Below are 13,235 nucleotides of genomic sequence, written 5' to 3'. Positions count from 1 at the left end.
AATGATGGAAAGTAAGTTTGTGCATATTGTCTGCTCGGTGCTGTTCTGTGCTTTTTCATTCTGTTATCTGTTCTTCTTTCAGGCAGATGTGATGACGGTTACGCAGCATCTTGCTTCCGGAGGGCAGACTTTCTACAGTCCGCTTGCAGGTGCTCTGTTGATAACTTTCACTTTGAAGCTGTTGCAGACTGGAGTCAGTTCTCTGATGAGATTATCCAAACGGGGCTTTGCACTGACTTACTTCCCCTCTTTTCTTGTTCTGACAGTCTTGTCCGACATACGTCCTTCTGCCTGTGGTGTCACAATAGGCAACTGGGGGTGGGGTGTTCCATTGCTGCTTGCCGTCTATGTACTGGTAGTAGTGTCCGTCAAGCGTTTTGAGCCTTATGAACCCGAATTGCGCAGTCGTGGGACGTTCTCCCAGCTGACCTGGGTCAGTCTGCTTATCTTCCTGGCCTTCTTCCTTTTCACCAGTCTCTTCAGCAATACCGACAGGTATTTCCATCAACGTGCCAAGGTCGAAGCGATGATTGACCGGAAGGATTATTCTGGCGCATTAAGCGTCGTACGGACAATGCCACATACGGATTCCGTGACTTCCATGCTTACGGTCTATGCTGTAGCACGAAGAGGGCATCTGGCTGACAGCCTTTTTTACTACCCATTAATGGGCGGTTCACGAACACTGCGTCCAGGAAAAGTCCATTCATGGTTACAGCCAGACAGTGTGTTGTTTAAGGTTACACGTAATTCGGCCAATTATCAGCTGGTTGGTTTCCTGTTGGATCGGAATCTTCACGACTTTGTCAGGTATCTTCCACAGTATTATCCGGTTGACAGCCTTCGTCCGGATTATTATCGGGAAGCCTGCCATATATTCTCCCTCCGGCAGAAAGGGCTGAAACTCAAGCCGCCCTATAAACCGGGTAGTTATGCTGCTTATTATTATGCAGAGTAGATGCCGACCAGCTCCAGTGGAACGATAGTTTTGTAGATTTATCCAAGGGATGTGGACTTCCGTCTCCTTTTTCCTATAATGGTTATGGAGCGAGTCTGTCAATCATATTAGTTTCAGGATTTTACATTCTTTTATTTACCGGTGTGTACCGTTGTTTACAGTTTATTTTTTGTCAATGAAACGAACATCAAAGATAACAAAGAAACGCTTTTTATTAGGATTTATCGCAACGACTCTTTTCCTGGCAGCCGTAAGGCTGTTGTTTCCGTCGGTTGCCAGTGACCGCAGGATAGAGAAGCCGTATGATAGGGAAGGAAACGGAGTATGCAGTCGGGAGAAATCTGACTCGGTCAAGATAGCATCACAGTCGATAGCGGGAAATACGCAACTGTCCCATTTCTTCAATGCAGATGGAAGCCTAAAGAAGAACAGGATAATAGGTGTGAGGGATTATGATGAGAGTTTTCCGGATTCCCAGCCTCAGCAGTTGGATGCTGCACTGCGTTATGGAGTAAAACCGGTTGCAGACCGTTCCGATGCGGAGAAGCGTATGAGCGAACTGGTTTACATAGGGAGCAATCCTTATTATAACATGAAGAGGCTGAGCAGCAGTGTTCCTTACCTTGTTCCACGTGCGGCTATTCTGCTTCAGGATATTGCCCGTAACTTCATGGACAGTCTGCAGACGAAGGGAGTTCCCATAAACAAACTTTTGATATCGAGTGTGCTGAGAACGAAAGAAGATGTGGAAAAACTGCGCCGGCACAATCATAATGCAACGGAGAACAGCTGTCATCTGTATGGAACGACGTTTGATATAGCTTACAACAAGTATGCTTCTGTCACTCGTCCGGTAAGAAATGATACGCTGAAATGGGTGTTGAGCGAAGTCCTGAACGATTTGCGATCACAAGGACGCTGTTTTATCAAGCATGAAAAGCATCAGGGGTGTTTCCATATTACGGTCAGGTGATGAAGACCGGTTTTTCTCGCATGGGATGAAAGCAACCTATCTGGATGTATGAGAATCTGGGATGCTTGATTTGAAACCTTTCTACTGGAATAAGAGCAAAGTCAGATTGCTTGCGGAAAGGCGTAACGTTGGGTTCTTCCGTTAAATATGCAGACATCTTTCGTATCGTATATAGCTTTAACGCGGAGGACGACCGTCTACCGAATTCATACATTTTCTTTTCCTGCACATATATTTATTGAATGCTGTCCGATAAAACTTAGACAGCATAGTTCTCCATGTGTACTATCTTTTGAACTGACAATTCTGCATTGCTTTCGGAAATATAAGCCCTCGGATCAAATAAGCTCTGCCGGCACAATTCTTATTCAGCTGCAATCCGGTTCCATCCCGGCAATATATTACGAGGAGCGGGGCGACAACACGACTGGTGTCTGCCGACAACTCCATAAGTGACGGGCATCAGCACATCAGCAGAGAGGGCCTGTTCAATCCTGTCGTCATCATATAGTAAGACGCTGATGACGCACTTACACGGGAAATGTTTACCGGACTAATGTGGAATGTGAAATAAGCATGATTTGTCCTTTTTGTACATCCCCTTTTATAAGTTTACACGGTATAAATTTATTAGGACTTCCCATAATAATCATCAGATTGCTTGGAAATCAAGGAAAAAAGAAGTACCTTTGCAGCCGCTGTCACGAGATGGCGGCATTTAAATTCAAACCTTTTATATTATAAAAAATTATGGCAACAAAAATCAGATTGCAGCGTGGCGGTCGTAAGAACTATGCTTTCTACAGCATCGTAATCGCTGACGCTCGTGCACCACGTGATGGTAAGTTTACTGAGAAGATTGGTACTTATAATCCTAATACCAATCCGGCCACAGTAGATTTGAATTTTGACCGTGCTCTTTACTGGGTTGAAATCGGTGCTCAGCCAACTGACACTGTCCGCAACATCCTCAAGGGTGAAGGTGTTTACATGATGAAGCATCTCCGTGGAGGAGTTAAGAAGGGCGCATTTGATGAGGCTGCATGTCAGCAGAAATTTGATGCTTGGAAGCAGACGAAAGTCGCAGCTACCGAAGCAGTTGAGAAGAAAGTGTCCGACGACAAGAAAGCTGCTGCTGCACGGAACCTTGAGGCAGAAAAGAAAGTTAATGAGGCTATTGCCAAGAAAGTAGCTGAGAAGAAAGCTGCCGCTGCTGCTGCAAAAGCCGAGGCCGAGGCTGCCCAGGCTGCTGAAAACGCAGCTCCTGAAGCTCCTGCAGAGGAAACCCCTGCTGAGGCTTAATTTTCCTCGTTACCAAAAGATAAGTCCACAGATTCCCAAAAAGAGTCTGTGGACTTTACTTTTTCAAAGTTTCCTATAAAGATTTAATGCAGTGGAAAACTAAGGTAATCCAATCCGTATGTCCTTTCTAATACTCCCTATACAAGTGAAGACTGCCGCCCGTGCAGACAACTGCACAGATATTGCCAATTAATAGAATTGTACGGAGATTTCCAACCTGTCGTACACGTTTGTCCAACAAATTTATATGCGTGCAGTAGAGCTATCCTTGTCCGGTTATTCTACAAGTTCTCCTATACGTATTCTTCACCTTGCAGGAATGTGCGCTGTATGATAGGTGTAGTATATGCGTAAGGGATGTAGTCGATGGACGGAATAGGTTCTGTTATGAAGAAATTGGCAACTTTCCCCCTTGTTATAGTCCCATATTCCCTGCTCAACCCCATGGCACATGCCCCATTCAGCGTTGCAGCATTGATGGCTTCGGCCGGTAGCAGACGCATCTTGATGCAGCTTAGGGAAACTATGAACTTCATGTCTCCCGATGGTGTCGAGCCAGGATTATAATCACTGGCGACCGCAAGCGGCAGTCCTTCGTCTATCATCCTCCGTCCTGGTGCGAAAGGCATATTCAAGAAAAAAGATGTTCCTGGAAGTGCAGTGGGGATGGTATGGCTGTCTTTTAACAGCTGGATTTCCGCCTCCACCATACTCTCCAGATGGTCTACTGACAGTGCATTGTGTTCTACACCGACTTCCACTCCTCCCGATGAGGCCAGCTCATCTGCATGTATCTTCGGTTGCATCCCATAAGCCGCCCCCGCCTCCAGAATCCGTGCAGTCTCTTCAGGTGTGAAGAATCCCGTATCACAGAACACATCAATGAAATCTGCCAGCTTCTCTGTCCCTACAGCCGGTATCATGTCGTTGACTATCATGTCTACATATTCTTCCTGTCGGTCTTTATAAGAACGTGGTACAGCATGCGCGCCAAGGAAAGTGGAAACAACCTTCAGCGGTGTCGTCGCCTTGATTCGGCGGATTACACGGAGCATCTTCAGTTCGTCTTCAGTATTAAGTCCATAGCCGCTTTTTATCTCTACACATCCTGTTCCTTTCCGGATGATTTCGCTAACACGTTTCATCGCCTGCAGATACAATTCATCTTCACCCAGCTCATGTAAGCGGTCGGCGGAATTGAGAATACCGCCGCCCCGACGGGCAATTTCCGCATAGCTTAGTCCACGGATTTTATCGACAAATTCCTGTTCACGACTTCCTGCGTAGACAATATGTGTATGTGAGTCGCACCATGAGGGGAGTACTGCACCGCCTTTCGCATCAATGACTTCTACATTGTCGTCTGAAAGCGGACAGTCTTCCATTTTCCCATAATCAGTGAAGTGTCCGTCTTCTACAACAAGATAGGCATTCAGGAGTGTATGCAGCGCGCCCATTTCCTTTCCTTTCAGACATATTCTTCCGTCATGCCCGATACCGGCAAGCAAACCGATGTTTATTATCAATCGCCTTTTCATCTCATGTGATTTCTCTGGTCTATGTTAGTTATGGATATATGAGAATATCAGATGGATGGGACTGTATCAGAAATCTTATCCTTTCCTTCTGATACAGTCCCTTTCTTTATTTCCGTAAGAATTCAATGGACTTAGCAATGTAGGGGGCCATAAATTCGTCTGTATCAATGAAGGGGACATCTTCCCGATAGGCTTTATGGACAGCCTCGATGGCAGGAGAAGACTTCAGCGGTCGGCGGAATTCAAGTGCCTGGGCTGCATTGAAAAGTTCTATGGCAAGCACACGCTCGGTATTCAATACGACCTGATAGAGCTTTGTAGCTGCATTGGCTCCCATGCTGACATGATCTTCCTGTCCCTGTGACGATGGAATGCTGTCAACAGAAGCAGGCGTACAATAGGTCTTGCTCTGGCTGACGATAGATGCTGCCGTATACTGCGGGATCATGAATCCGCTGTTCACACCCGGCTTTGCCACGAGGAAACTCGGCAGATTGCGAGTTCCTGATACGAGCTTGTAAATACGTCTTTCTGAGATATTGCTCAGTTCACACAAGGCAATGGCGAGGAAGTCCATCGGCTGTGCGATAGGTTCGCCGTGGAAGTTCCCGGCAGAGATGACAAGGTCATCATCCGGGCAGACGGTCGGATTGTCCGTAGCAGCATTCACCTCTATGTCAATCACCGATTTCACATAAGCAATAGTGTCTTTCGATGCGCCATGTACCTGCGGCATACAGCGGAAGGAATAGGGGTCCTGCACGTTTACTTTCGGCTGGCTGATGAGTTCACTGCCTTCAAGGAGTTCTCGTATCCGTGCAGCAGTTTCTATCTGTCCCTTGTGTGGACGTACAGCATGGACGGCATGTGTGAAAGGTTCTATTCGTCCGTCATAGGCTTCGAGGGACATTGTACCAATGATGTCTGCCCATTTGCTCAGACGTTCACTCTGTAGCAGTGACCATACGGCAAAAGCATTCATGTTCTGTGTTCCGTTGAGCAGGGCAAGTCCCTCTTTGGACACAAGTTCGATGGGTTCCCAGCCCATTCTCTTCAGTATGTCTGCTCCGGAAAGGACTTCCCCTCTATATTCAACTTCTCCCATCCCGATAAGTGGCAAAGAGAGGTGTGCCAGTGGGACAAGATCGCCTGATGCACCCAGTGAGCCTTGCATATACACGATGGGGCAAATGTCATTATTGAAGAAGTCTATCAGCCGCTCGACAGTCTGTAGCTGACAGCCGGAATAGCCATAGCTAAGTGACTGGATTTTGAGCAGTAGCATGATTTTTACAATCTCGTTGGGAATACGGTCGCCCACACCACAGGCATGAGACATGACAAGATTTTTTTGTAGCTGAGACAGACTGTCTTTGTCGATGGAAATCTTACAGAGCGATCCGAAACCTGTTGTCACCCCATAGATAGGTGTTTCAGATTCCATTATCTTTTTGTCGAGGTATGTTCTGCAACGGATAATACGCTGGCGGGCATCTTCTGAAAGTTCAAGCCGGATACCCTTTTTAATGATTTCACCGATTTGTTCTATTGCCAGATGAGTGGCACTGATTTGATGAATTTTGTCCATAGTTTTTTATAGTTTAGAAGAATAGATTCTGTTGATTAGAATGCCGTGTTGATTGTGTCGTCATCGACAAGATTAGGCAGAGTTACGCAGAGTCCCGGGGTACGTTCCATCTCTCTTCGGATGGCATCCATCGAACCGGTATTGCGTGCCCAGCTGCGTCGTGCGATGCCGTTGTTGACATCCCAAAGGAGCATCTGACGGATATGGCGTTCGGCCTCTTCGCTACCGTCGATTACCATACCAAAGCCACCGTTGATGACTTCTCCCCAACCAACACCGCCACCGTTATGGATTGACACCCATGTTGCCCCACGGAAAGAGTCGCCAATGACGTTCTGTACAGCCATGTCGGCACAGAACTGGGATCCGTCGTAAATGTTGGAAGTCTCACGGAAAGGAGAATCTGTGCCTGACACATCATGATGGTCGCGGCCGAGAACAATAGGACGTGAAATCTCTCCTCTGCGTATTGCTTCATTGAATGCCAGAGCAATCTTCGTGCGCCCCTCACAGTCGGCATAGAGGATGCGTGCCTGCGAGCCGACAACCAGATGGTTTCTTCCGGCTTCCTTTATCCAGTGGATGTTGTCGTCCAGCTGTCCCAGAATGTCAGGTGTTGCCGTCTTCCGTATCTCTTCCAACACGGCTGTCGCTATGCGGTCGGATGTTTCCAGGTCTTTCGAGTCACAGGACGAACAAACCCAGCGGAACGGTCCGAAGCCATAGTCGAAGAACATCGGTCCCATGATATCCTGCACATAAGACGGATAACGGAACCTCCCATCTTCCTTTAGAATATCAGCTCCTGCACGGCTTGACTCTAGTAGGAAAGCATTGCCGTAATCGAAGAAATACATTCCTTTTTCCGTCAGTTTGTTGATGGCAGCTACCTGACGGCGCAAGGAAGCCTGAACCTTTTCTTTGAACAATTGCGGCTCTTCTGCCATCATGCGCTTCGATTCTTCCAGACTAAGTCCCACAGGATAGTAGCCGCCTGCCCAAGGATTGTGCAGTGATGTCTGGTCACTCCCCAAATCAACGTGTATCTCCTTCTCGGCCAACCGTTCCCAGAGGTCGACTGCATTTCCTACATAAGCCATGGAGACAGTGCGTTTCTCTTCAACAGCTTTTAAAGCAGCAGGAATCAATTCATCAAGTGAAGTGTGCAGTTCATCCACCCATCCCTGGTCATACCGTTTCTGTGCTGCGAGCGGATTGATCTCTGCCGTGATGCTGACAACGCCGGCAATGTTGCCCGCCTTGGGCTGTGCCCCAGACATACCGCCTAATCCAGAAGTGACGAAAAGCATCCCCTTGATGCTTGTTTCCCCATCTTTCAGTCGCTTCCGGGCCGCATTCAGAACGGTGATCGTAGTTCCATGGACGATACCCTGCGGACCGATATACATATACGAGCCGGCTGTCATCTGTCCATACTGGCTGACTCCCAATGCATTGTCACGCTCCCAGTCGTCAGGTTTGGAATAGTTCGGTATGACCATACCATTCGTCACCACTACGCGTGGTGCATTTCTGTGTGATGGGAAAAGACCAAGCGGGTGACCGGAGTACATAACCAGTGTCTGTTCATCTGTCATTTCGCTGAGATACTTCATCACCAGCCGGTATTGCGCCCAGTTCTGGAAGACAGCACCGTTACCACCGTATGTAATAAGTTCGTGTGGGTGCTGTGCGACGGCCTTGTCGAGATTGTTCTGTATCATCATCATGATGGCAGCCGCCTGTTCCGAACGATGCGGGTATTCGTCGATGGGACGTGCATACATTTCGTAGGAAGGACGGAAGCGGTACATATAGATGCGTCCGTAATTCTGCAGTTCCTTTGCAAACTCAGGAGCCAGTATAGTATGGAACTTTTTGGGAAAGTAGCGCAAGGCATTGCGCAGGGCAAGTTTCTTTTCTTCTGGTGTGAGTATATCCTTGCGTTTCGGTGCATGGTTGATGGTGCTGTCGTATGGCTGTGGATCTGGTAAGCAATCCGGTATACCAGTACGAATATCCTTGATAAACTCTTCTTTTGTCATAGTTGTTCAGGTGTTTTATACTTGTTTTTAATATAGACTGTATCTTTATGGCATCTTTCAAATGTCTTGTCCAGACAGGACAGCCAATGAATATCTGTCCTGTCTGTCGAGTTCGAGTTCACCTTATTATATATAAAGGATTCAACTTCTTCACAGCTTGGCTTCGACGATTTTCATTATTTCCGTTTCAGCCTCCTTGGCTTTTGCTATCAACGTGTCAGCTTCAGCAATCAGCCGTTCCGCTGTTGCCTTGTCTTTCAGCCCAGAAGCATTGATTTTCACGTTCAGTCCAGCACCAAGCACTGCCGCACGGGCAGCCAGCACGCCGACTCCGGCATCTGATACGCTGTTGGGATTGCCCTCTTCCGCCATGGCACGGCAAAGTCCGAAGACTTTGAAAGAAGCCTGCATGGTGTGCAAAGGCACTTCGGTCGCAAACAGGGTTGCTTTCTGTATGGCAGCAGAGCGAGCCGCCTTTTCCTCTTCGGTCTCCTTGGGCAGACCGAAGGCGGCCATGATGCGATTGAAAGCCTCAGTATCTTCATCAACAAGCAACATGAGTTCTTGCTGGACAGCCTGTCCCTTTTCTGCCCAGTTGCTGAACTCTTCCCAGCGTGCATCCCATCCTGCCTTGTGACTGGAGAGGTTGGCCACCATGGTTCCGAGTGCTGCCCCCATAGCACCCATATAGGCGGAGATGGTGCCGCCACCAGGAGCCGGCGACTCCCGTGAGGTCTCGTCTGCAAACTCCTTTACCGTCAGATCGACCAGCCTGGGAGCCCTGTCGGCATCTTCCAGGAGATATTCAATCACTTTCTCTCGTGGATTGAATGGTTTGAGGTCGTCCAGTCCCATGGATTTGACGGCAATCTTTACAATGTCTTCCTCGGGAATACCTGTCGATCGGTTCTGCTTCCGCAGGAAATATGTACCTGCCTCGATGAGCGTACGTTTCGGAATGAGGCCTACAATTTCTGTACCTGTCACACGGATTCCACGGTTCTGTGCACACCGGCAGACCTCGTCAAAGGCAATGTGGAGTGGGGTGACGTTGATGTCGGTGATGTTCATGGAAACCTGTGCTATGCCGTATTCATCAATGTACCAGCCGATGGCTTTCGTCGCCTTCAATGTGCCTGGCAGCATAATGACTTTACCGTTTTCATCCTTCATCGGCTTGCCTACCGGTGACCCGCCTTCACGCTTCGGCCGTCCTTTTTCTCTTACGTCAAAGGCAATTGCGTTTGCACGGCGTGTTGAAGTGGTATTGAGGTTGAAGTTGGTGGCAATCAGAAAGTCACGTGCCCCGACAGCTGTACACCCGGTCCGTGCCATCTGCTCATCCCATTTGCGTGCTCCATAGTCGGGAACTTCAGAGGTAACATCCATGCGCTTGGGCAGTGCTTCATACTCTCCCTTGCGGCATACGGCAAGATTCCTGCGCTCTGGCGTTTTGGCAGCTGCTTCGTAGCAATAGCAGGGTACTTTCAGCTCTTTGGCAATGCGTTCTGCCAGCTGGCGTGCAAGTACGGCACACTCTTCCAGAGTTATACCCGAAACAGGAATGAGAGGGAGGACATCTGTTGCGCCCATTCGTGGATGCGCACCATGATGCTGCCTCATATCAATAAGCTGTGCTGCTTTCTGCACGCAACGAAAAGTGGTCTCCACGACAACAGACGGTTCACCAACGAAGGTGACGACTGTACGGTTGGTTGCTTCACCGGGATCAACATCCAGAAGTTTCACGCCTTCCATTTGTTCCACCACATCGGTAATCTGCTTGATTACTTCCTTGTTACGCCCTTCGCTGAAGTTGGGGACACATTCGATGATTTGTTTTTCTCGTACCATATAATTCATGTAGATTTAATTTTTCAGACAGTTTAGGTTTTCGTGCGCTAATTTACAAATTAGTTTCCGTTTCGCAAAACTTTTTCACGTAAAACTGCATTTGTGGCTTTACATAGGCGGAACATAGACGGGGATTCAGGCAGGACGGAACAAACAGACCTGACTATGAGATTGCTTCCTCTGTCATCTTCTGATACCGAAGATTTTCAACGTATTTCTTCTAAAACATTTGTAATCAAGTATATATAAACTATATAGAAAAGGTGCTCGGTTGCGCTGCCGTCAGGTGTTAACTGATGTGCAAATAAGCATTGTCTGGAGAATGTAAATAGGCTTTTGTTGAAATGTTGAAAACAGATGTGATGAAAGTATCTTGATTATTCATTACAAAAAGGATTTTCCCTCTTCTATTTTAGGGTTATTCCATGCTGATTGACAGTTTTTCTGATTATCTTTGCAGTCATAAGACTAACATTGAAAAAAGAATAATTATGGAAAAAGCAAACCTCAACAGCCTATTCTGCAGTTGCTGCATCGTCTTCATGACTGTCTTTTCGCTCAGTGCAATAGCGCAGGCACCGCATCGGGTACAGCCTTATTCTTTCAATAGGAGTGGTGTCTTCTATGGGCATCAGCCTGTTGCTGGAATTGATATGCAGACCTTTGTCGACCTTGGTTACGGATACGCCAAAGACAGATACAACGTCTACTATGAAGGCCGCATCCTTCCTTTTGTCGACCCGCTGACATTCCGTCTGAACGTTCCTGGCAGTACTTTTCCGGAGATTTACCCATCTTATCCTGATGAAAGCTATGCTCCGTTCCATCCGGAAGGATATGTCAAGACTTCCAATGCAGTGCTCTTCAATGGCAGGAAAATCAGCGACAATCCGCAGAACTTCCAGGACTTAGGTTGGGGATATGCCAAAGACAGCTTTGAAGTCTATTATATGGGACGGAAGATAGAGGGTGCCATGACTTCCAGCTTTAAGGTACTGAAGAATGGATACGCAGAGGATACCTTTGAGACCTATTATATGGGAAAGGTGGTGAAATAGACACATAAGTTCAGAACGAGGCAACAGGTCTTGGGAAAATGAGATTCTATCCGATTCCGATCGTTTCCTCCGGCAACAAGCCGCTCTCGTTCCGGCAACAGATGACATGGAGCGAGGCATCAACACGATCGGTGTCTGCCGACAGCTCCATAGGTGACGGGCCTCAGCACATCTGCAGGAAAGGCCCGTTTACTCCTGTCGCCATCATATACGGCAAGACACCGATGCCCGACTTATACGGGAAGTGTTTATCGGAAAGCACTGACATCTATTGGTATTCGGTTACTGTAGACATATAATGCCGGTATTTGCCGGGCATCATAAGCCTCTACATACTCTATGTCTTATCGGAAGAATCTGAAAAAGAACTCTTGGAATATATCTTATATTTTCTTGCCCGACCACAACACGACAATGACAGACAGTCCCACTATGAAGATGAAGACAAAAGAGCCGATAGCCCCCAGATAGATACGCCCGGTATGGATTTCAAGGGCGAGATTCCATAACGATATGGGAAGATGTCTGAAAGTGGATGGTTGAACGGCAAAGTCTGTTCCACTGAAATAGTCAACTTGACAGTCATGTCCCTTGAAATCAGAACTATATCCGGAAATAGTCTGGCCAACTGGTGACGTACCGGGTATTGTCGGATTGGAAAATGCCGTCCCATCGTACAAAGCCACCTTTCCTGTTTGTCTATCCCAGCGGTAAAGTCCGTCGAAAGATCCTATGATCCATTCTCCCTGCGCATTGCGCTGCCATACGGTCTGTCCCATCACACTGACCGGCGGTGTGGCTGTGATGTGTTCGGGCCGGCTGTTGAACGATCTCAGGGAGAAGAATCCTTCGGAGGTCGAAAGTAGCCATTCGTGTTCCTGTTCATCATAGCGTATCATACGCAACCGATCGTACCAGGGATTGTCGTTGTCCAATGTGGTGCCAGGAAGTGGGCGCATACTGTGTGTGGCAAGTGCAATCATGACAGGTGGACGCAACGCCCACCCTGTAAATGTAATGAAGATTGTCAGTACGAGGGTGGTTATACCTGTTTTGTTGTGCCAGTGAAGTACTTTCGTGTTTCGTGGACGCAGCCAGAACCAGACCCCTGTTACACAGAGCACTATGAGAATGAGTGCAATACCGTCGACTATGAGTTTTCCTGCTGCTCCGAAAAGAGCTCCACTGTGCAGCATCCACATCTGTCTGAAAAGGGTGGCCTTTCCTTCGTAGCCCTCAGGTGCCTGCAGCTGCAGGCAGGCGAACTGCTTGTAAGGTGGTCTGGAAATATACAGACAGGACCTGCCGAGTACGACAAGCGTGTCTCCCCGTGTAGTTATATCTGTAAGAAGTTCGTTCCCGTCCGTCTGGGGGAGTGGAACTGACTGCCAGCCTGTATGAGAATCCAGCCTGTATAAGCCCATGGTGCTGGCTGCAAAGAGTTTACCCTGCCGTGTCTGTACCACACCTCTTATCTGGCGGTAGTCGGCTCCTGCAGGAAGACCCTTATTATATTCTGCAAAATGAGAGGCTGTCGTATCAGTCCGGATAATACCGGCAGCTCCATAGATAAGTACCGCACCACGCCCTTGGTCATCCTTGCAGCGAAGCGTACCTCGCAGCAGTCCATTGTTCCATTGCTTGAAGGCGTACCGGTCAGGCAGCAGAGAACGACTGACATTAACGTCTGCGAAAAACCTGCGATGATTGAGCACTATTCCTGAAAGGCAAAACATTACAAGGAAAAAGCTGGTAAAGATTCCAAGCCATTTATGGTATTTACGCCATGTCTTACGTTTCATGATTGATAAATGTTGTGATTGTTATCGAATGAATAGGGATAAAAATGAAATGCAAATTTATAAAATTAATACGAGATCTGCAGTATTTCCTGTTGGTTTCTTTTCGGTGTTTGTACG

The 13,235-nt window shown here is 47.7% G+C and carries 10 protein-coding genes; 5 read left to right on the top strand and 5 right to left on the bottom strand.

Features of this window, described 5'->3' with window-relative positions:
- Position 1: 1 nt before the first annotated feature.
- The 3 genes from DYH27_RS03880 to DYH27_RS03860 all read left to right on the top strand — a co-directional run bounded on the left by DYH27_RS03880 (position 2) and on the right by DYH27_RS03860 (position 3,233).
- Positions 2-958 (top strand): DUF6057 family protein, encoded by a 957-nt coding sequence (locus tag DYH27_RS03880; RefSeq protein ID WP_029216579.1) that lies wholly within the window; start codon positions 2-4, stop codon positions 956-958.
- A 175-nt stretch (positions 959-1,133) separates the two neighbouring features.
- Positions 1,134-1,931 (top strand): DUF5715 family protein, encoded by a 798-nt coding sequence (locus tag DYH27_RS03875; RefSeq protein WP_013671326.1) that lies wholly within the window; start codon positions 1,134-1,136, stop codon positions 1,929-1,931.
- A gap of 750 nt (positions 1,932-2,681) precedes the next feature.
- Positions 2,682-3,233, top strand: coding sequence for a 30S ribosomal protein S16 (locus DYH27_RS03860; protein WP_004352207.1), 552 nt, complete (start codon positions 2,682-2,684; stop codon positions 3,231-3,233).
- 293 nt (positions 3,234-3,526) lie between these two features.
- Here DYH27_RS03860 and hutI read toward each other — a convergent pair whose 3' ends face one another.
- The 4 genes from hutI to ftcD form a co-directional block, all read right to left on the bottom strand.
- Positions 3,527-4,771 carry an imidazolonepropionase gene (gene hutI / locus DYH27_RS03855; RefSeq protein ID WP_025067814.1) on the bottom strand — a complete coding sequence of 415 codons (1,245 nt, stop codon included), beginning with the start codon at positions 4,769-4,771 and terminating at the stop codon, positions 3,527-3,529.
- Between the two features lie 106 nt (positions 4,772-4,877).
- Entirely contained in the window at positions 4,878-6,359 is a 1,482-nt protein-coding gene (gene hutH, locus DYH27_RS03850) for a histidine ammonia-lyase (protein WP_004352210.1), read from the bottom strand.
- A gap of 35 nt (positions 6,360-6,394) precedes the next feature.
- The gene (locus DYH27_RS03845; protein ID WP_025067815.1) at positions 6,395-8,404 is read right to left on the bottom strand and encodes a urocanate hydratase; all 2,010 of its coding nucleotides are present in this window, start codon (positions 8,402-8,404) and stop codon (positions 6,395-6,397) included.
- 150 nt (positions 8,405-8,554) lie between these two features.
- A complete protein-coding gene (ftcD, locus tag DYH27_RS03840) occupies positions 8,555-10,258 on the bottom strand; it encodes a glutamate formimidoyltransferase (RefSeq protein ID WP_025067816.1) in 1,704 nt (567 codons plus the stop codon).
- A 491-nt stretch (positions 10,259-10,749) separates the two neighbouring features.
- On the opposite strand from ftcD, the gene DYH27_RS03835 reads away from it, so the two are divergent.
- Positions 10,750-11,316 (top strand): DKNYY domain-containing protein, encoded by a 567-nt coding sequence (locus DYH27_RS03835; protein ID WP_025067817.1) that lies wholly within the window; start codon positions 10,750-10,752, stop codon positions 11,314-11,316.
- Between the two features lie 38 nt (positions 11,317-11,354).
- The gene (locus tag DYH27_RS03830; RefSeq protein ID WP_081640786.1) at positions 11,355-11,615 is read left to right on the top strand and encodes a hypothetical protein; all 261 of its coding nucleotides are present in this window, start codon (positions 11,355-11,357) and stop codon (positions 11,613-11,615) included.
- 84 nt (positions 11,616-11,699) lie between these two features.
- Here the strand turns inward: DYH27_RS03830 and DYH27_RS03825 are convergent, their stop codons facing one another.
- The gene (locus DYH27_RS03825) at positions 11,700-13,118 is read right to left on the bottom strand and encodes a PepSY-associated TM helix domain-containing protein (RefSeq protein ID WP_025067818.1); all 1,419 of its coding nucleotides are present in this window, start codon (positions 13,116-13,118) and stop codon (positions 11,700-11,702) included.
- Positions 13,119-13,235: the final 117 nt, after the last annotated feature.

It is taken from the genome of Prevotella denticola (genome assembly GCF_900454835.1).
GTDB classification, from domain to species: Bacteria; Bacteroidota; Bacteroidia; order Bacteroidales; family Bacteroidaceae; genus Prevotella; species Prevotella denticola.
Note: the sequence above shows the minus strand (reverse complement) of the source record. Positions and strands in the feature narration are given on the sequence as shown.

Bases quoted from the DNA above. Each gene is read 5' to 3' on its own strand.
- DYH27_RS03880 (WP_029216579.1), top strand. From the start codon at position 2: ATGATGGAAAGTAAGTTTGTGCATATTGTCTGCTCGGTGCTGTTCTGT.
- DYH27_RS03875 (WP_013671326.1), top strand. From the start codon at position 1,134: ATGAAACGAACATCAAAGATAACAAAGAAACGCTTTTTATTAGGATTT.
- DYH27_RS03860 (WP_004352207.1), top strand. From the start codon at position 2,682: ATGGCAACAAAAATCAGATTGCAGCGTGGCGGTCGTAAGAACTATGCT.
- hutI (WP_025067814.1), bottom strand. From the start codon at position 4,771: ATGAAAAGGCGATTGATAATAAACATCGGTTTGCTTGCCGGTATCGGG.
- hutH (WP_004352210.1), bottom strand. From the start codon at position 6,359: ATGGACAAAATTCATCAAATCAGTGCCACTCATCTGGCAATAGAACAA.
- DYH27_RS03845 (WP_025067815.1), bottom strand. From the start codon at position 8,404: ATGACAAAAGAAGAGTTTATCAAGGATATTCGTACTGGTATACCGGAT.
- ftcD (WP_025067816.1), bottom strand. From the start codon at position 10,258: ATGGTACGAGAAAAACAAATCATCGAATGTGTCCCCAACTTCAGCGAA.
- DYH27_RS03835 (WP_025067817.1), top strand. From the start codon at position 10,750: ATGGAAAAAGCAAACCTCAACAGCCTATTCTGCAGTTGCTGCATCGTC.
- DYH27_RS03830 (WP_081640786.1), top strand. From the start codon at position 11,355: ATGAGATTCTATCCGATTCCGATCGTTTCCTCCGGCAACAAGCCGCTC.
- DYH27_RS03825 (WP_025067818.1), bottom strand. From the start codon at position 13,118: ATGAAACGTAAGACATGGCGTAAATACCATAAATGGCTTGGAATCTTT.